General features: G+C 73.4%; 14 protein-coding genes and 1 pseudogene. 10 read left to right on the top strand and 5 right to left on the bottom strand.

Annotated elements, in window-relative coordinates:
- From H297_RS42690 to H297_RS0113090, 4 genes and pseudogenes are all read left to right on the top strand, one after another.
- Complete coding sequence (locus H297_RS42690) at nucleotides 1-786, top strand: peptidyl-tRNA hydrolase (protein WP_027737426.1); 786 nt, start codon at nucleotides 1-3, stop codon at nucleotides 784-786.
- 157 nt (nucleotides 787-943) lie between these two features.
- The gene (locus H297_RS0113100; RefSeq protein WP_158693670.1) at nucleotides 944-1,150 is read left to right on the top strand and encodes a hypothetical protein; all 207 of its coding nucleotides are present in this window, start codon (nucleotides 944-946) and stop codon (nucleotides 1,148-1,150) included.
- 162 nt (nucleotides 1,151-1,312) lie between these two features.
- Nucleotides 1,313-2,501: pseudogene (locus H297_RS36110) on the top strand (multinuclear nonheme iron-dependent oxidase).
- Between the two features lie 174 nt (nucleotides 2,502-2,675).
- The gene (locus H297_RS0113090; protein ID WP_027737424.1) at nucleotides 2,676-4,289 is read left to right on the top strand and encodes an alpha/beta hydrolase; all 1,614 of its coding nucleotides are present in this window, start codon (nucleotides 2,676-2,678) and stop codon (nucleotides 4,287-4,289) included.
- 32 nt (nucleotides 4,290-4,321) lie between these two features.
- On the opposite strand, the gene hemQ is transcribed toward H297_RS0113090, so the two are convergent.
- Nucleotides 4,322-5,041: a hydrogen peroxide-dependent heme synthase gene (hemQ, locus tag H297_RS0113085; protein ID WP_027737423.1), complete on the bottom strand. Its 720-nt coding sequence runs from the start codon at nucleotides 5,039-5,041 to the stop codon at nucleotides 4,322-4,324.
- 11 nt (nucleotides 5,042-5,052) lie between these two features.
- Nucleotides 5,053-6,483: a protoporphyrinogen oxidase gene (gene hemG, locus H297_RS0113080; RefSeq protein ID WP_051351800.1), complete on the bottom strand. Its 1,431-nt coding sequence runs from the start codon at nucleotides 6,481-6,483 to the stop codon at nucleotides 5,053-5,055.
- A 229-nt stretch (nucleotides 6,484-6,712) separates the two neighbouring features.
- Here hemG and H297_RS0113075 point away from each other — a divergent pair, with 229 nt between their 5' ends.
- Nucleotides 6,713-8,110, top strand: a complete 1,398-nt coding sequence (locus H297_RS0113075) for an FAD-dependent oxidoreductase (protein ID WP_027737421.1) — start codon at nucleotides 6,713-6,715, stop codon at nucleotides 8,108-8,110.
- Between the two features lie 154 nt (nucleotides 8,111-8,264).
- On the opposite strand, the gene hemE is transcribed toward H297_RS0113075, so the two are convergent.
- A complete protein-coding gene (hemE, locus tag H297_RS0113070; RefSeq protein WP_027737420.1) occupies nucleotides 8,265-9,368 on the bottom strand; it encodes a uroporphyrinogen decarboxylase in 1,104 nt (367 codons plus the stop codon).
- 75 nt (nucleotides 9,369-9,443) lie between these two features.
- On the opposite strand from hemE, the gene H297_RS0113065 reads away from it, so the two are divergent.
- From H297_RS0113065 to H297_RS0113045, 5 genes are all read left to right on the top strand, one after another.
- The gene (locus H297_RS0113065) at nucleotides 9,444-10,115 is read left to right on the top strand and encodes a DUF3000 domain-containing protein (RefSeq protein ID WP_037794027.1); all 672 of its coding nucleotides are present in this window, start codon (nucleotides 9,444-9,446) and stop codon (nucleotides 10,113-10,115) included.
- 375 nt (nucleotides 10,116-10,490) lie between these two features.
- A complete protein-coding gene (locus H297_RS0113060) occupies nucleotides 10,491-11,171 on the top strand; it encodes a response regulator transcription factor (RefSeq protein ID WP_027737418.1) in 681 nt (226 codons plus the stop codon).
- A gap of 104 nt (nucleotides 11,172-11,275) precedes the next feature.
- Complete coding sequence (locus tag H297_RS0113055; protein WP_027737417.1) at nucleotides 11,276-12,541, top strand: ribonuclease D; 1,266 nt, start codon at nucleotides 11,276-11,278, stop codon at nucleotides 12,539-12,541.
- Nucleotides 12,542-12,770: 229 nt separating this feature from the next.
- Nucleotides 12,771-13,988 (top strand): acetyl-CoA C-acyltransferase, encoded by a 1,218-nt coding sequence (locus H297_RS0113050; RefSeq protein WP_027737416.1) that lies wholly within the window; start codon nucleotides 12,771-12,773, stop codon nucleotides 13,986-13,988.
- Nucleotides 13,985-16,108 carry a 3-hydroxyacyl-CoA dehydrogenase NAD-binding domain-containing protein gene (locus tag H297_RS0113045; RefSeq protein WP_027737415.1) on the top strand — a complete coding sequence of 708 codons (2,124 nt, stop codon included), beginning with the start codon at nucleotides 13,985-13,987 and terminating at the stop codon, nucleotides 16,106-16,108. Before H297_RS0113050 ends, H297_RS0113045 begins: the two co-directional genes overlap by 4 nt.
- 78 nt (nucleotides 16,109-16,186) lie before the next feature.
- Here the strand turns inward: H297_RS0113045 and H297_RS36105 are convergent, their stop codons facing one another.
- Together H297_RS36105 and H297_RS36100 are read right to left on the bottom strand one after the other, a co-directional pair.
- Nucleotides 16,187-17,794 (bottom strand): glycosyltransferase family 39 protein, encoded by a 1,608-nt coding sequence (locus H297_RS36105; protein WP_051351798.1) that lies wholly within the window; start codon nucleotides 17,792-17,794, stop codon nucleotides 16,187-16,189.
- Between the two features lie 143 nt (nucleotides 17,795-17,937).
- A partial coding sequence (locus tag H297_RS36100; protein ID WP_037794025.1) for a transketolase C-terminal domain-containing protein occupies nucleotides 17,938-19,119 on the bottom strand: 1,182 nt, incomplete at its 5' end.

Genomic DNA, 19,119 nt, shown 5'->3' with positions numbered 1-19,119 from the left:
GTGACTGTTCCCGCCGCCGACCCCGCCACCTCCCCCTCCGCGGTCTCCGCCGCCGCCTCGCAGCCCGACCCGGCGACCGGGCCGCAGGCCGAGCGGGGCGAGTCCGGGCCCGCACGCCATGTGCTGCCGCTCGTCGTCCGTATCGAGCGGGCCGACCCGCCCTCCCGCACCGACGCGCTGGAAACGGCCGCCCGTGCCGTGCTGCTGATGCTGTCCGACCCGCGCACGGTGGACGAGGGCGGCGCGTGGCACAGGCGGGTGCGGCTGTGGGAGGACTCGCAGATCCGCAAGGTGGTACGGCGGGCGCGCGGCGCCGAATGGCGGCGCACCCAGCCGCTGGAGGGTCTCACGGTGACGGGGGACGGCGCCGAGGTGCGCGTCTTCCCGCCCGTCCCGCTGGACAGTTGGCCCAAGGAGCTGGCGCGGCTCCAGGTCTCGGGCACCGATCTGGCCGAGACCGCGCCCGTGGCCGCGCCGGCCCCGGGGACGCCTGTGCTGTGGCTGAACCCCGGGTTGGGGATGTCGGCGGGCAAGGCGATGGCGCAGGCCGGACACGGGGCGCAGCTCGCCTGGTGGGAGCTGGACGATGCCGCCCGCACCGCATGGCGCGACGCGGGCTTCCCGCTCGCGGTCCGTCCGGCACGGGACGCCGCGCACTGGGCGGAGCTGACCGGCGGCGGGCTGCCCGTCGTCCACGACGCGGGCTACACGGAGATCGCCCCCGGTGCGACCGTCGCCGTGGAGTGGCGACCGCCCGCGGGCCGAGCTCCCGGCGAGGCGCGCTGACCGCCGCGGACGGGGTGCGGCGGGCGCCCCGCGGTGGTGCGGTCCCCGCGTGACACCCGGGACGACGGGCAGGCCGTCATGGTCCACGACGCGGTGCTGACGGCGGCCCGCCGGGGGAATGGCCGCGCAGTGGGGCGGCGAGGTGACCGGCGAGTCCGTGAGCCGGACGTTCCGCACGATGAACCTGGAGGGGCGGGTGCCCGGCGGGAGCGGCTTCCTCTCGTTCCGCAACAGCGGGGACCCGCGCAACAAGGCGGTGCCGATCCTCAGGCTCACCGAGAAGAAACGCGCCGAGTTCGTGGAGGTCTCCGCCCCCAGCGGCTCCCCGCCGGGTGACGCCGGGGCGGGCAGGAAGAACGACTGAGCCGCGCGCCCGGCGGGGAGTGCGGAGCGCGCAGTCGGCGGGAACCTCAAGTTTCGCTCTGAACGAGCGGACCGGACGCATGGCAGCCCGTGGTGCGGAGCAGGAGTTGCTTGCGGCCGCACGGGGGCCGCAGGGGGTCACCGAAGGGGCGGAAGGCGGAAGATGGACTGGCTGGGCACCGGCATCGGCTGGCGACCCGAGATCGCCGACGGCATCGAGGAGCTGCCGGGCATCGACTGGGTCGAGGTCGTGGCCGAGAACCTCTGTCCTGACCACCTCCCCGACTCCCTGGAGCGGCTGCGGGCGCGCGGCACCGTGGTGGTGCCGCACGGGGTGGCGCTCGGCCTCGGGGGTGCCGGGCGTCCCGACCCCGAGCGGCTCGCCGCCCTCGCCGCGCGCGCCGAGGCGCTGGGGTCACCGCTGGTGACCGAGCACATCGCGTTCGTCCGCGCGGGCGGCGCCGGCACGGGATATCCGCCGATGGAGGCCGGGCACCTGCTGCCGGTGCCCCGGACGCGGGACGCCCTGGACGTGCTGTGCGAGAACGTCCGCATCGCGCAGGAGAGCCTGCCGGTACCGCTGGCCGTGGAGAACATCGCGGCGCTGCTGAGCTGGCCCGGCGAGGAGATGAGCGAGGGCGAGTTCCTGGCCGAGCTGGTCGAGCGCACCGGCGTACGGCTGCTGATCGACGTCGCCAACCTGCACACCAACCACGTCAACCGCGGCGAGGACCCCGCCGCCGCGCTGGACCGGCTGCCGCTGGAGGCCCTCGCGTACGTGCACGTGGCGGGCGGCGTCGAGCGGGACGGGGTCTGGCACGACAGCCACGGACATCCGGTGACCCGCCCGGTGCTGGAGGTGCTGGCACAGCTCTGCGCCAGGACCGTTCCGCCGGGCGTCCTGCTGGAGCGGGACGAGAACTTCCCACCCGTCGCGGAGCTGGCGGCCGAGCTGGCAGCCGTGCGCAGCGTACGGGAGGGGGCGCGTGTCTGAGGCGGCGCGGGAGCGTGTGGGGCTGGCCCAGGCCGAGCTGCTCGCGTCCCTGGTGGCCGGGGCTCCGGTGCCGCCCGGCTTCGACACCGAGCGCATCGCGATCCAGGCCAGGGCGCTGCGGGCCAAGCGGGCCGGAGTCGTGGCGAAGGTGGCGCCGGAGCTCGTGGAGATCCTCGGCGAGGAGGCGTACCACCGCCTGTTCGCGGCGTACGCGGCAGGCCGCCCGCAGGACGGCAACCACCGGTGGGACGCCCTCCACTTCGCCGCGTTCGCCCTGGAGCAGGGCGGCCTGGGACGGTCTCGCCGCCGGAGCCTCAAGCGCTGGCACCGCCACCGGACGGGGCCCGCACCGCGCTGAGTCCGGGCCCCTGCCCGCCGCCGAGTGACGCGCTGAGGCCGTACGAGGGGCGCTGCGCGACACCCCGGGGTGCTGCTTTACATCGACGTATGAGCGGTTGAGCATCCGATATGAACAGCGGTGCGCAGCGGCACGGCTGACGGGGTGACAGCGACGAGTGCCAGGGAGCCCACAGTGCGTGCAGCGGTGATGACGGCGACGGTCGGGGCTCTGGCTCTCACGGCGGCGGTGGCGGCCCCGGTGGCGGCGTCCTCCGCCCCGCAGCCGCCCGGCGGGACGCCGCAGGCGGCCGGGGTGGCCAGGGCGGCGGCGCAGGCCCGGGCGGCGGGCATCCGGTGGCACAAGTGCCCCGCCGAGGAGCAGCTGCCCGACCCGATCGAGTGCGGCACGGTACGGGTACCCGTCGACTACGCGGAGCCGGAGGGCGAGCGCATCTCCCTCACCGTCAGCAGGGCCCGCGCCACCGGCGAGCCCGGCGAGAGGCGGGGCCCGCTGCTCTACAACCCCGGCGGTCCCGGCGGCAGCGGGATGAGCTTCCCCCGCTACCCGAAGCTGGGCGGGGTGTGGAAGCGCCTGGCCGGCCACTTCGACTTCGTCGGCTACGCACCGCGCGGCGTCGGCCGCTCCGACCCGCTCTCGTGCCAGGACCCGAAGGAGTTCGGCAAGGGGCCCAACCCCTCGCCCCGGCACCCCTCCCCCGCGTTCAAGCAGACGATGAGGCAGCGGGCCGCGGCCTACGCGCAGGGCTGTGCCCGGGCGCAGCCGGAGAAGCTGGAGCACTACACGACGCCGAACAACGCCCGGGACCTCGACGTGCTGCGGGCCGCGCTGGGGCAGCGCAAGGTGAACTACCTGGGTGTCTCGTACGGGACGTACATCGGTTCGGTCTATGCGACGCTCTTCCCCGGCCACGTCGGCAGGCTGGTGCTGGACAGCGTGGTCGACCCCTCGCCCGGCAGCGTGTGGTACCAGGCCAACCTCGACCAGAACCGGAGCTTCGAGCAGCGTTGGGGCGACTGGAAGCGGTGGGTGGCCGCCCACGACGACACCTACCACCTGGGGCGCGACGCCAGGCAGGTGCAGGACTCCTTCGACCGGGCACGGGCGGCGGTACGCCAACGCCCGGCGGGCGGCACGGTCGGCCCCAAGGAGTTGGGCGCCGCTTTCCTGGACACCGGGTACGCGGACGCGCTCTGGGCACCGTACGCGCAGGTGCTCTCCGCGTACCTGGCGGGCGACCCGGAGCTGCTGGTGAAGGTGGCCGCGCCGGACAAGGCGGCGGCCAAGAGCGAGGAGAACGGGAACGCCGTCTACAACGCGGTCGAGTGCCAGGACGCGCCGTGGCCGCGCGACTGGGGCCGCTGGGACGTGGACAACACCGCCTCCGCCGCCGTCGCCCCCTTCAACACCTGGGACAACGCGTGGATGAACCTGCCGTGCGCCTACTGGAAGAGCGCACCCTCCCGGCCGCTGGAGGTCGGCACCCGGCCGGGGGAGCTGCCCCCGACGCTGCTGGTGGCCGCCACCCGCGACGCGGCCACCCCGTACCAGGGAGCGGTGGAGACCCGGCGCAGGCTGGCCGGGTCGTCGCTGGTGACCGAGCGCGGCGCGGGCAACCACGGGGTGAGCGGCGGCAACCCCTGCGTGGACGCGCACCTGGAGCGGTACCTGCTCCAGGGCAGGACGCCCGGCTCCCACGCCGAGTGCGCCGCCCGCCCGGAGCCGGACCCGGACGGGCGGCACCGGGCGGGAACCAGGCCGGTCTCCAACACGCGGGCCGCCCGCTGAGCGGGATCGGAGTTGCTGTGCGGGGCCGAGGGCTACGCCAGCCCGGCCACCAGTTCAAAGAGCGGCTTGCGGCGGCCGGTGAAGAAGGGGATCTCCTCCCGCACGTGACGCCGCGCCTCGGAGCCCCGCAGGTGCCGCATCAGGTCGACGATGCGGTACAGCTCGTCCGCCTCGAAGGCGAGGATCCACTCGTAGTCGCCCAGTGAGAACGCGGGCACGGTGTTGGCCCGCACGTCGGGGAAGCCGCGGGCCATCTTGCCGTGGTCGGCGAGCATCCGGCGGCGGTCCTCGTCGGGCAGCAGGTACCACTCGTAGGAGCGGACGAAGGGGTAGACGCTCACGTAGGCGCGCGGCTCCTCGTCGGCGAGGAAGGCCGGGATGTGGGACTTGTTGAACTCGGCGGGACGGTGCAGCGCCATGTTCGACCAGACCGGCTCCAGCGCACGGCCCAGCTTGGTGCGGCGGAAGCGGTTGTAGGCGTCCTGGAGGGCGTCGGACTCCTCCGCGTGCCACCAGATCATGACGTCCGCGTCGGCGCGCAGCCCCGAGACGTCGTAGGTGCCGCGGACCACGACGTCCTTGGCGGCGAGCTGGTCGAACAGCTCCGCCACCTCGTCCGCGTACCCGGCGCGGTCCTCGGGCAGCACGTCGCGCAGCTTGAAGACGGACCAGAGGGTGTAGCGGATGACCTCGTTGAGATCCTTCGCCTTCTTGCCCGCGTTGGGGGCCTTGTGCGGTGCGTCGTCGGTCATGGCTTCTCTTCTCACCGTTCTCGTTCGCTGTTCTCCCCCGGCCCGGGGAAGAGGGTCTGCTCCAGGAGGCTTCGGGCGGCCCGCCGTCCACTCGCGACACAGGCGGGGATGCCCACGCCCTCGTACACGGCCCCGGCCACGGCCAGGCCGGGCACCGCTGCGACGGCCTCCCGGGTGGCGGCGACCCGTTCGAGGTGACCGACCGGGTACTGCGGCAGCCCGGAGTACCAGCGGGTGACGAGAGTGTCGACGGGACGCGCGTCCACTCCGGTGGCGGCGCGCAGGTCGCGCAGCGACAGCTCGACCAGTGCGGCGTCGTCCCGCTCCAGCACCTGCTCCTCACCGAAGCGGCCGAGCGAGGTGCGCAGGACGCACAGGGACGGGTCCTGCCCAGCGACCCAGCCCCATTTGCGGGAGGAGAAGGTGGCGGCCTTGATGGCGCGCCCGTCCACCGGGGGCACCAGGAAGCCGCTGCCGTCCGGCAGCCCGCTCGCGTCCGCGCTGCGGAAGGCGAGCGTGACCAGCGCCATCGACGCGTGGTCCACCCGATCCAGCCGACCGGCGGCGGCCGGCGCGTGCGGGGCGAGCAGGGGCGCGGCGGCCGGCGCGGGTACGGCCACCACCACCGCCTCGGCGTGCACGGCCTCCTGGTCGGTGACGGCCGTCCAGGACCGGCAGCCGTCCTCGTCCGCGGTACGGCGCAGCTCGCGCACGGGGGTGTTCAGCCGGATGGCGGCGCCCTTGGCCGTGCACGCGTCGGCCACGGCACCGGGCAGCCGGCCGATACCGCCTTCGATGCCCAGGAAGACCGGCCCGTCGCGTTGCGGCGCGGCAGCGGCCCGCTCCTGCGCGGCGCGCACCCCGGCCAGCAGCGAGCGCTCGCCGCGTGCCGCCTCGTAGAGCTGCGGCACCGCTGCGCGCATCGAGATGCGGTACGCGTCACCGGCGTACACCCCGCCCAGCAGCGGCTCCACGAGCCGGTCGACGACCTCGCGGCCGAGCCGCCGGGCGACGTACTCGCCCACGGCCACGTCTGCACCGATCTCGGTACGGGGCAGCGTCTCGTCCTGCGCGATCCTCGCCAGCCCCTCGTCGGAGAGCACCCCCGCCAGAGCTGCGGGATCGCCGGGCACGCCCATCATGTGGCCCTTGGGCATGGGGCGCACGGCACCACGGGTCCACAGCGCACCGCCTGCCACGGACGGCGGCCCGAGCTGTTCGCCGAGCCCCACGGCACGCGCCAGCTCCACCGCCTCGGGGCGGCGCGCCAGCATCGACTCGGCACCCAGATCCACCTGGACCGCACCCGCGATACTGCCCACACGCAGCTTGCCGCCGAGCCGGTCCGAGGCCTCCAGCACGGTGACCCGCGCGCCGCCCTCCAGCAGGTGGTGCGCGGCAGCCAGCCCGGAGATGCCGCCTCCGATGACAAGTACGTGCATATCGCCAGTCTCGCAGAGCCGTTGGAGGTGCATGACGTCGGGCCTGGTGGCGGGTCGGAAGGAGAGAAAGGAGACAGGAGTCGGCGACGGCCCCGGTGGTAACCGACACGGGCAGCGGCACACGACAGCGACACGGAACAGCGGCGCAGGCAGTGACAGAGCCGCGGCGTACCGAGGGCAGCGAACGCGGGTACGGATGCGGAAGCGGAACGGCGAAGGGAGCGCGGCCATGGCGGCGGCGGAACGGATGGTGGTCATCGGCGGCGATGCGACGGGCATGTCCGCCGCCTCACAGGCACGCCGACTCAGGACACCGGAACAGCTGGAGATCGTCGCCTTCGAGCGGGGCCGCTTCTCCTCCTACTCGGCCTGCGGCATCCCCTACTGGGTGGGCGGCGACGTCCACGAGCGGGACGATCTGGTCGCCCGCTCCCCCCAGGAGCACCGCTCACGCGGCCTCGACCTGCGGATGCGCACCGAGGCGGTCGAGCTGGACGTCGACGGCGCGCGGGTGCGGGTGCGGGACGAGTCGGGCACCGAACGCTGGGAGGGCTACGACCACCTGGTGCTGGCCACCGGCGCCGTCCCGACACGCCCTCCGCTGCCCGGCATCGACGCCGAGGGGGTGCACGGGGTGCAGACGCTGGAGGACGGCCAACGGCTGCTCGACGCGCTGGAGCAGCGGATCGAGCGGGGCGGCGGGCGAGGAGGTGACGGGGCACGCCGAGCCGTGGTCGTGGGCGCGGGCTACATCGGTGTGGAGATGGCGGAGGCCTTCGTCAAACGCGGCTACGGGGTGACCGTACTGGAGAAGGCCGAGCAGCCGATGTCCACTCTCGACCCCGACATGGGCGAGCTCGTGCACGAGGCGATGTGTTCCCTGGGCATCGAGACGGTGCTGCGCGCCGGCGTCACCGAGGTGCTGACGGACGAGAGCGGGCGGGCCCGCGGTGTGGCCACCGAGGACGCCGAGTACCCGGCGGACGTGGTCGTGCTCGGCCTGGGAGTGCGCCCCGCCACGGAGCTGGCCCGGGAGGCGGGGCTGCCGCTGGGTGAGTCGGGCGGGCTGCTGACCGACCTGGCGATGCGGGTGCGGGGCCACCAGAACATCTGGTCGGGCGGCGACTGCGTGGAGGTCCTCAACCTGGTCTCCGGCCGTGCCCAGCACGTGCCGCTGGGCACGCACGCCAACAAGCACGGCCAGGTCATCGGCCGGAACATCGGCGGCGACTACGCCACCTTCCCCGGCGTGGTGGGCACGGCCGTCAGCAAGGTGTGCGACCTGGAGATCGCCAGGACGGGCCTGCTGGAGGCGCAGGCGACGGCGGTCGGGCTGCGCTTCGAGAGCGTGCTGATCGAGTCCACGACCAGGGCGGGCTACTACCCGGGAACCCGCCCCATGCACGTCAAGATGATCGCCGAGCGCCGCTCGGGACGGCTGCTCGGCGTCCAGATCGTCGGCCGCGAGAACGCGGGCAAGCGGGTGGACATCGCGGCGGTCGCGCTCCACGCGGGCATGACGGTGGAGCAGATGACCTCCCTCGACCTGGGCTACGCCCCGCCGTTCAGCCCGGTGTGGGACCCGGTCCTGGTCGCCGCCCGAAAGGCGACCGCAGCCGTCCGGTGATCCCGGTGGGCGCGGGCCCCGGTGGGCACGCGCCGGCACGGACCAACTGGCTTGCCCGGCACGCCGGTTCCCCCCGGCCCCACCTGACCGAGCCGGCCTGCCCCGCGGTCGGACGAGACCGTCGAGCCCATCGGTCGAGCGGACAGGCAGGCGCTCAGCGGCGAGCGCTCCGCTCGTGCACGTAGGCCACCAGGTCCGTCAGGGCCGCGGGGTCGGTGTCGGGCAGCACTCCGTGGCCCAGGTTGAAAATGTGCCCGTCCAGCCCGCGCGCGGCCTCAAGGATGTGCGCCGCCTGGCTGTGCACGGCCTCCCGGGGACCGAACAGCACCGCCGGGTCGAGGTTGCCCTGGATCGCCTTGCCGGGGCCGACCCGGCGGGCCGCCTCGTCCACCGGCACCCGCCAATCGGCGCCCACGACGTCGGCGCCCGCCTCGCCCATCAGGCGCAGGAGCTCGCCGGTGCCGACGCCGAAGTGGATGCGGGGCACTCCGTAGGGGGCGACGGCCTCGAACACCTTCGCCGAGGCGGGCAGGACGCTGCGCCGGTAGTCCTCGGGGGCCAGCGCGCCGACCCACGAGTCGAAGAGCTGTACCGCGCCGGCCCCGGCCTCGATCTGGACCTTGAGAAAGGCGGCGGTGATGTCGGCGAGCCGGTCCACCAGGTCGGCCCAGAGCTCGGGGTCCCCGTACATGAGGGCCTTGGTCCGCTCGTGGTTCTTGGAGGGTCCGCCCTCGACCAGGTAGCTGGCCAGGGTGAAGGGCGCACCGGCGAAGCCGATCAGCGGGGTGCTGCCCAGTTCGCGGGTGAGGATGCCGATGGCCTCGGTCACGTAGCCGACGTCCTCGGGCTCCAGCGTCCGGAGCCGTTCGAGGTCGGCGCGGCTGCGGATCGGCTTCTCCACCACCGGGCCGACGCCGGGTTTGATGTCGAGGTCGACGCCGATGGCCTTGAGGGGGACGACGATGTCGCTGTAGTAGATCGCCGCGTCCACCTTGTGCCGCCGTACGGGCTGGAGGGTGATCTCGGCGACGAGTTCGGGCCGCGTGCACGAGTCCAGCATGGCGATGCCCTCGCGCACCTTGCGGTACTCGGGCAGGGAACGGCCCGCCTGCCGCATGAACCACACCGGCGTGTGCGACACCGGCTCCCGGCGGCACGCGCGCAGGAACGCCGAGTCCCGCGCGGCTCCCCGGCCGGGAGCGGCCGGGGCGTTCGGTGTCTGCGTCGGTTGGCCCACAGGGCGGTCGTCTCCACTCACGTCAGGAAGTCTCCCACGGCCGAACGGGGTGTCCCTACCGGCATGAGGCGTGGCCGCGGCCTACTCTTCGGACCCATGACGTCGGGTCGGGCAGCGAGGACGGGAGGCTTCGGCGGAGTGGAAGACACCGGCGGGACGGGCGGCGTGGACGGTGGCGGCGGGGAGTCCTTCCCGTCACCCTTCCGGGCGGCCGTCACCGCGCTGAGCGAGACGCGACCGCGCCCCGAGGTACGGATCTCCCCGTTGCCGCCGCCCAAGCGGCTGGCACCGTACGCGTTCGCGCTGGAGGCGGCGGTGACCGCACCGGAGGACGCGGGCGTCGAGCTGGCGGACGGGCGGTTCGTGCTGCTGCATGACCCGCAAGGGCAGGAGGGCTGGCGGGGCACCTTCCGGGTGGTCACCCTGGGCCGGGCCGAGCTGGAGCCGGAGATCGCCGGCGACCCGCTGCTTCCGGAGGTGACCTGGTCGTGGCTGAGCGGGGCCCTGGAGGCGCGGGGTGCCGGGTACACGGAACCGAGCGGGACGGTGACGCGCTCCAGCTCGGCGTTCTTCGGCGGGCTCGCGGACCGCCCCGCCGAGGAGGTGCTGGAGATCCGCGCGAGCTGGACACCCGAGGGCACCACCCCGGACACCTCAGCGCATCTGACGGCCTGGTGCGAACTGCTCTGCCAATGCGCCGGGTTGCCGCCCGAGACCGGCGAGAACACTTCCGTGGTGCAGCTCCCGCAGCGCAGAGGACCGCACTGACACACGGCCCCCATCGTTTCCCGGCGCCGCGCCGACGAGAGCCCTCTCGTCGGCGCGGCGCTTTGTGTGTCCGCTCCCCCGCAGCCCCACGGCCCCCGGAGCCCCTACGGCTCCGCGGGGTGAGGACAGTACGGCGTTTTGTCTACAAAGAACCTTCGTGAATTGCCACGGCACTCTCTGCGGTCTCTGTGTAGACAAAGGAATGTTTTCGCCGGGAGAAATGAAGCCGGAAAGAGGAGGGAGAAATTCAGGTCACTAATTCGTGATCTTTCTCTAAAGAGGTGAGGAGAAGGTGCCGAAGGAGTCTGTGACCCTTCACACGGAATATCCGACTCGTCGGTTCCGTCCCCCACAGCCACTCCTCCAGGAGGCCCGGTGTCTGTTCTTCTTGAGCACCCCACAAGCCTGGTCGCCTACCGCCCGAACAAGCCGACGGCCATGGTCGTCGTGGCCGACCCCCGTGTCCGCTCCACCGTGACCCGCCATCTGTGGGCTCTCGGGGTGCGGGACGTGATCGAGGCGTCGTCCATCGCGGAGGCCCGTCCCCGTGTCGGAAATCCACGCGACATCTGCGTGGCCGACGTGCACCTGCCCGACGGCTCCGGCCTGAGCCTGCTGTCGGAAACCAGAGCCGCAGGCTGGCCCAACGGGCTGGCGTTGTCCGCGGCCGACGACATCGGCGCCGTACGCAACGCGCTGGCCGGCGGCGTCAAGGGCTATGTCGTCACCGGTACCCGTACCAACCTTGGCGGTGCCATGCCGACCCGGCACGGCGCGGCCCCCATCGGTGCGGCGGCTGCCGCACGGATGCACCGCAGGCCCGGCGGCGGACCCGGCGGTCCCGGACACCCCGGCGGCTACCGGGAACTGTCCGGCCGCGAGGTCGAGGTGCTGCGCCTGGTCGCCGAGGGGCAGTCGAACAAGGCCATCGGCGTCTCGATGGGCCTCTCGGCACTCACCGTCAAGAGCCACCTCGCCCGCATCGCACGCAAGCTGGGCACCGGCGACCGCGCGGGCATGGTCGCCGTCGCACTGCGGACCGGCATCATCCACTGACCCCTCTCCCCTGTCTCCCCCACCGTTCGGCTTTCCGGGCGCCCTCGACGTAACGTTCCGTCGGCGGGCGCCCGGCCGCGTGTGCACGCGGCTACCCTTGACTGGTGACCGACGCCCAAGAGACCGCAGCAGCCCCCGCAGCTCAGGCCCCCGTCCAGGACTCCGCCCCGGCGCCGGTCCCGCTCCTGGAACCCCGCGAGGGCATCCCGCCCGTGACCGCCTCGGCCGAGGAGCTGGCCCGGGTGACGGAGGCCTTCGCGGGCGGCACCGGACCGGTGGCCGTCGATGCGGAACGGGCGTCCGGCTACCGGTACGGGCAGCGGGCCTACCTGGTGCAGTTGCGCCGCGCGGGCGCCGGCACCGCTTTGATCGACCCCGTGGCCTGCCCCGACCTGTCGGGCCTGGACGCGGCACTGGCGGGCAGCGAGTGGGTGCTGCACGCCGCCACGCAGGACCTGCCGTGTCTGCGGGAAATAGGCATGCGGCCGACGAGGCTCTTCGACACCGAGCTGGCGGGGCGGCTCGCCGGTTTCGCCCGGGTGGGGCTGGGCGCGATGGTGGAGAACGTGCTCGGTTACGCCCTGGAGAAGGGGCACTCCGCCGTGGACTGGTCCACCCGCCCGCTGCCCGATCCGTGGCTGCGGTACGCGGCGCTGGACGTGGAGCTGCTGGTGGACCTGCGGGACGCCCTGGAGGACGAGCTGTCCCGGCAGGGCAAGCTGGAGTGGGCGCAGGAGGAGTTCGCGGCCATCGCCGCCGCCCCCGCCCCGCCGCCCCGCAAGGATCCGTGGCGTCGGACGTCGGGCATGCACAAGGTGCGGCGGCGCCGGCAGATGGCGGCCGTACGGGAGCTGTGGCTCAAGCGGGACGCGGTGGCCCGCAAGCGGGACGTCTCGCCGGGCAAGGTGCTGACCGACGCGGCGATCGTGGAGGCCGCACTGGCGATGCCGACCAGCGCGCGGGCGCTGTCGGCGCTGCCCGGGTACGGCCAGCGGATGGGACGCAAGCAGCTCGACCAGTGGCAGGCCGCTGTCGAGCGGGCCCGCGGGCTGCCCGAGGCGGAGCTGCCGCAGCAGAGCCAGGCCACCAACGGTCCGCCGCCACCCCGCTCCTGGGCCGACAAGGACCCGGCGGCCGCGGCCCGGCTGTCGGCAGCCCGTGCCGCGGTCACCCAGCACGCGGAGGAGCTGAACCTGCCGCAGGAGAACCTGCTGACCCCCGACACGGTGCGCCGCCTGTGCTGGGAGCCCCCGGCGGTGATCTGTGCCGACTCGGTGGCGGGTGCGCTGCGCGAGCTGGGGGCCCGCGAGTGGCAGATCGCCGAGACGGTGGAGCTGCTGTGTGCCGCGCTGAGTGCCCCGCAGGAGTGAGGACGCACCTCTCTTCGGAGCCGGCTTGTCATCGGAAGTCCGCCCGTGCCGGGTGAGCCGGCAGTCGGAGCGGCCCTGTCGGCGCCGCGTGCGGGGTCCGGTGCGCGCGGGGTCCGCGTACCGCCCGATGTGACGTGTGCCCCTCCCACCGGGCGCCCCTTGCCAGTCGGTTACCGACAAGTAGCATGGGGGTCGACCGACCCCTGGCCGCACCTGGAGGAGAGCCAACGTGCCTCGTACCGCAAGGGACGTCGTCTTCGTCGACGGCGTACGCACCCCGTTCGGCAAGGCGGGCCCCAAGGGCATCTATCACGAGACCCGCGCCGACGACCTGGTCGTCAAGTGCATCCGTGAGCTGCTGCGCCGCAACCCCGACCTGCCTCCGGAGCGCATCGACGAGGTCGCCGTCGCGGCGACCACCCAGATCGGCGACCAGGGGCTCACCCTGGGCCGCACCGCCGGCATCCTCGCAGGGCTGCCCAAGACCGTCCCTGGCTTCTCCATCGACCGGATGTGCGCGGGCGCCATGACGGCGGTGACGACGACCTCCGGCTCGATCGCCTTCGGCGCCTACGACCTGGTCGTGGCCGGCGGCGTCGAGCACATGGGGCGGCACCCGATGGGCGAGGGTGTGGACCCCAACCCGCGCTTCGTCTCGGAGAAGCTGGTCGACGAGTCGGCCATGTTCATGGGCATGACCGCCGAGAACCTGCACGACCGCTTCCCGCACCTGACCAAGGAGCGCGCGGACAGGTTCGCCGTGGCCAGCCAGGACAAGGCTGCCAAGGCGTACGCCAACGACAGGATCCAGCCCGACCTGGTGCCGGTCTCCATCCGCCGCACCTCGCCCGAGGGCGGGGAGACTGGCTGGGGCCTGGCCACCGCCGACGAGCCGATGCGCCCGGGCACCACGCTGGAGGGGCTGGCCGGCCTCAAGACGCCGTTCCGCGCGCACGGCCGGGTCACTCCCGGCAACTCCGCCGGCCTCAACGACGGTGCGACCGCCTCGCTGCTGGCGGCCGAGGACGTGGCCCGCGAACTGGGGCTGCCGGTCAAGATGCGGCTGGTCTCCTACGCGTTCGCCGGGGTCGAGCCGGAGGTCATGGGCGTCGGCCCGGTGCCGGCCACCGAGAAGGCACTGGCGAAGGCCGGGCTGTCCATCGACGAGATCGGCCTGTTCGAGATCAACGAGGCCTTCGCCGTCCAGGTGCTCGCCCTGCTGGACCACTACGGCATCGCCGACGACGACCCGCGCGTCAACCAGTACGGCGGCGCCATCGCCTTCGGCCACCCGCTGGCCTCCTCCGGTGTCCGGCTGATGAACCAGCTCGCCCGCCAGTTCGAGGAGCAGCCGCACGTCCGCTACGGCCTGACCACCATGTGTGTCGGCTTCGGCATGGGCGGGACCGTCATCTGGGAGAACCCCCACTGGGAGGGCAACAAGTGAGCAGCACAGCAGAACTCCTCAAGGGTGCGGCCGAGCTGTTCCCTGACGAGGTCGTCACCCAGGCGCACGTGCGCCACCTCGACCTGCCCGGCGGGGCGGGCCGGTTCGCCCTCATCACGCTGGACAACGGCCTGGACCACACCAAGCCGACCACCATCGGCCCGCAGTCGCTGGCCAACCTCGACGCCGCGCTCGACCAGGTCGAGAAGGAAGCGGCGGACGGTGAGATCAAGGGCGTCGGCGTCACCGGCAAGCCGTTCATCTTCGCCGTCGGCGCGGACCTCAAGGGCGTGGAGCTGCTGAAGCGGCACGAGGACGCGGCCGCCATCGGCAAGGGCGGCCACGACGTCTTCGTACGGCTGGCGAACCTGGCCGTACCCACGTTCGCGTACTACAACGGCGCCTCCATGGGCGGCGGCGTGGAGATCGGGCTGCACTGCACCTACCGCACCGTCTCCGCCGCGCTGCCTGCCTTCTCGCTGCCGGAGGTCTTCCTCGGGCTGGTACCGGGCTGGGGCGGCTGTGCACTGCTGCCGAACCTGATCGGCGCCGAGCGGGCCGTCAGCGTCATCATCGAGAACTCGCTCAACCAGAACCGCCAGCTCAAGGGTGCGCAGGTCTACGAACTCGGCATCGCCGACGCGCTGTTCGAGGGCGCCGACTTCCTGGAGGAGTCGCTGCGCTGGACCGCGGCCGTCCTCAAGGGCGAGATCGAGGTCGTACGGCCCGAGGTCGACCGCGGCGAGGCGTGGGACGCCGCCGTCGAGCGCGGCCGGGCGGTCGCCGACAGCAAGGTCCACGGTGCGGCACCGGCCGCCTACCGGGCGCTGGACATCATCGCCGCCGCGAAGAGCGGCGATCTGCGGCAGGGTTTCGAGGCCGAGACGCAGGCGCTGGCCGACCTGATCATGAGCGGCGAACTGCGCAGCGGCATCTACGCCTTCAACCTGGTGCAGCGGCGCGCCAAGCGTCCGGCGGGCGCACCGTCCAAGGACCTGGCGCGGCCGGTCACCAAGGTCGGTGTCGTCGGTGCGGGCCTGATGGCCTCGCAGCTGGGTCTGCTGTTCGCCCGGCGTCTCGAAGTGCCGGTCGTGCTGACCGACATCGACCAGGAGCGGGTCGACAAGGGAGTGGCCTACTGCCACGAGGAGATCGACAAGCTGCTGCTCAAGGGCCGCGTCAACCAGGACAAGGCCAACCGCCTCAAGGCCCTGGTGACCGGTGCGCTGGACAAGGCGACCGCCTTCGCCGACGCCGACTTCGTCATCGAGGCCGTCTTCGAGGAGATGGGCGTCAAGCAGCAGGTGTTCGCCGAGGTCGAGGCGGCCGTGCCCGAGCACGCCATCCTCGCCACCAACACCTCCTCGCTGTCGGTCAGCGAGATGGCCTCGCAGCTGAAGCACCCCGAGCGCGTCGTGGGCTTCCACTTCTTCAACCCCGTCGCGATCCTGCCGCTGCTGGAGATCGTGCGCGGTGCGGAGACCGACGACGCGGCGCTGGCCACGGCGTTCGGCGTGGCGAAGAAGCTGAAGAAGAGCGCGGTACTGGTCAAGGACGCGCCGGCCTTCGTCGTCAACCGGGTGCTGACCCGGTTCCTGGGCGAGGTGCTGCGCTCCATCGACGAGGGCACCCCGGTGGAGGTCGCCGACCGCGCCCTGGCACCGCTCGGGCTGCCGATGTCGCCGATCCAGCTGTTGGAGCTGGTCGGCCCGGCCGTCGCCCACCATGTGGCAGGCACCCTGCACGCGGCCTTCCCTGAGCGGTTCGGCGTCTCGGAGAACCTGGGCCGCGTCGTCGAGGCCGGCAAGCGGAACCTGTACGTGCCGGGCACGACGGAGCTGGACCCGGAGGTCGCCGAGCTCTTCCAGGTCGGGCAGAGCGCACTGACCGAGGAGCAGGTGCGGGAGCGGGCGCTGGCCGCCGTCGCGGAGGAGATCCGGCTGATGCTGGACGACGACGTGGTGGCCGAGGCGCAGGACGTCGACCTGTGCCTGATCACCGGCGCCGGATGGCCGTTCCACCTCGGCGGAATCACGCCCTACCTCGACCGCGAGGGCGTCAGCGAACGCGTCGCGGGCCGCCGCTTCCTGGAGGCGGGGGTCGCGAGCGTCCCGGCCTGACAGGCGGCTTTGGGAACGGTCCCGGCGAGCGCCGGGCGGGCCGCTGTTGCGGTGGCCCGCCCGGCGCTCGCGGCGTTCTCACCGGGTGGCAGGGGCCCGCCCGGCGGCCGCGTCACGGGGGTCCGGGTCGGTCCGCAGGTAGAACTCGGAGCCGTCGATGGTCGCGACCTTCTCGTAGTGGCGGCCCAGGTGGCGGCGGAGCGTGGGGATGCGCTGTACGCCGTACTTCTTGCCCCGCGAGTCGTCGACGACCAGTTCCGGCTTGCGCCGTCGCAGATCCCGCTCGAAGTGCGACCAGGCGCCGTCCATCGCGTACCGCTCCCCCACCCGTGTCTCGCCGCGGCCACCGCTGAAGTTGGTGAGGAACCCGGCGGTCAGGTAGCGGGAGGCGGGCAGGCGCCGGGAGAGCCAGTAGCCCTCGGGGTGCATGCCCCACAGCAGCACCCGGTCCCCGCGCTGGGTGTAGGCGCGCACCGTGTCGGCCACCCGGCGGGCGTGGTCCAGCTCGGTGCGGCTCGCCGTGAAGCCCCAGCCGACGTACCCGCACGCCAGGACCGCCGTGGCGGTCAGCGCCGCCGTCGCCGCCCGCGCCGACAGCTCGTGCAGCGCGGCGGCGCCCAGCAGGGCGAGGGGCGGGACGAGCTGGAGGAAGTAGTGGCCGAAGAACTGCAGGCCGACGGTGGTGGCGGCGAACGAGGCAGCGAGCCAGACCCACATGTCGAAGGTGCCGGCCAGCGGCGTTCGGAAGCCGGCCGCGTCGTCCGGCCCGGCGCGCGGCCGGTCACCGCCACCCGGACCGGCGCCGTCGCCGGGACCGGCAGCGGCGGAGCCCGGGATGACGGTGCGCTGCCGTACGACGTGGACGAGGGCCACCACGAGCGGAAGGGCCGCCAGGAGCAGCAGGCCGAGGAAGCCGAGGGCGCGCAGCAGGGGCTTGAGGCCCGCGCCGTCGGCGGAGAGGTAGGCGCCGGAACCGGTGGCGATCCAGTACAGGAACCGGGCGGGACCGAAGGCGCAGGCGATGCCCGCGATCGGCAGCGCCGCCCCCACTCCGAGCCGCACCAGCGCCGTCCACCCCGCACGGTGCTGCCACAGCACGGCGAGCACCGGCAGCAGCACGGCGCCGCCGGTCTGTTTCGAGAGCACCGCGCCGGCGGTGGCGAGCCCCGCCCCCAGCCAGCGTGACCGCTGCGCGCACCACACGGCCGCCACCGTCCAGGGCAGCATGAAGACCTCGAAGGTCGCCGCCTGGGTGTCCTCCGGGTTCAGGCCGACGGACAGCAAGACGTAGCAGACGCCCGCCACCCCGGCCGCCCGCTCGCCCCAGCGGCGCGCCGCGATGGACGCGGTCAGAGCGGCACCCACCAGCACCGCGGCGATCGCCGCGAGCCGCAGCGGCCACAGCGAGTCGTCCCCGAACAGGGCGAACGCGGCACGGTAGAGCCAGGGCACCAGCGGGGGCTTGCGATCGACCACCGTGTCGTAGAGGACGCCGCCGTGGGCCAGTTGGCGCGCCTGCGTCGCCAGGAAGCCCTCGTCGGGGTTCCACGGGGTGCGGGCGAAGGAGGGCAGCCGGGTGAGGACCGTGAGCACCGCCAGGGTGACGAGCAGCCGCGTCCGGTACGCCGTGGGGGGCTGCGTCTCGGAGCGTCGTCGCGGGGCGCGGACGGTGCGGGACAGCGGCATGCGCCCAATGTAGCGAGAGACGCCCCGGCCGGTACCCCTGCCCCGGCACACCCCGGCACACGGCCGTGCCCTCCGTTTCCGGAAGGGGCGGAGGGGCACGGTGTGCCGGGAGTGGCGGCCCGCAGGGGTCCGCCGCGCGGCCGTTACGAGGGGGTGGCGCCTTCCCAGGCACCGACCTGCGGGCCGCTCGGGTCGGCGCCGCGGCCGTCCAGCTTGGCGACGAGACCGGTGACCTGACGGGCGATGGCGGGCGCGGTGAGCCCGATCTCCGCCATGATCTCCTTGCGGGTGCCGTGGTCCAGGAACTGCTCCGGGATGCCGAAGTCGCGCAGCGGCACGTCGACGCCCGCGTCCCGCAGCGCCTGCGCGACGGCGGAGCCGACGCCGCCCGCCCGGCTGTTGTCCTCGACGGTGACGACCACGCGGTGCTGCTCGGCCAGCGGCGGCAGGGCCGCGTCGACCGGCTTGACCCAACGGGGGTCGACCACGGTCGTGGTGATGCCCTGCTTGTCGAGCAGGTCGGCGATCTCCAGGCACATGGGGGCGAGGGCACCCACCGAGACCAGCAGGACGTCGGCGGTGCCGGCGACCGCGGGCTCGCGGAGCACGTCCATGCCACCGACCCGGCGCACGGCCGGGACCGCGGGGCCGACGGCGCCCTTGGAGTAGCGCACCACGGTGGGCGCGTCGTCGACCTCGACGGCCTCCCGCAACTGGGCGCGCACCTGCTCGGCGTCGCGCGGCGCGGCAAGCCGCAGTCCGGGCACGCACTGGAGGACGGACATGTCCCACATGCCGTTGTGGGAGGCGCCGTCGGAGCCGGTGATCCCGGCGCGGTCCAGGACGAAGGTGACGCCGCACCGGTGCAGGGCCACGTCCATCAGCAACTGGTCGAAGGCGCGGTTGAGGAAGGTGGCGTAGACCGCGAAGACGGGGTGGAGGCCGCCGGTGGCGAGCCCGGCGGCGGAGACCGCGCCGTGCTGTTCGGCGATGCCCACGTCGTAGACCCGCTGGGGGAACTCCTGGGCGAAGGCGTGGAGCCCGACGGGCCGCATCATCGCTGCGGTGATGGCGACGATGTCCTCGCGCTCGCGGCCGAGCCGGACCATCTCGTCGCTGAACACGGAGGTCCAGTCGGCGCCGGAGGACTTGACCGGCAGTCCGGTGTCGGGGTGGATGACGCCGACCGCGTGGAACTGGTCCGCCTCGTCCTGGCGGGCCGGCTGATAGCCGCGGCCCTTCTCGGTGAGGCAGTGCACCAGCACCGGGCCGCCGAACCGCTTGGCCCGCTGCAGGGCGGACTCGACGGCGGCGATGTCGTGCCC

The organism is Streptomyces sp. CNT360, from assembly GCF_000424785.1.
Note: the sequence above shows the minus strand (reverse complement) of the source record. Positions and strands in the feature narration are given on the sequence as shown.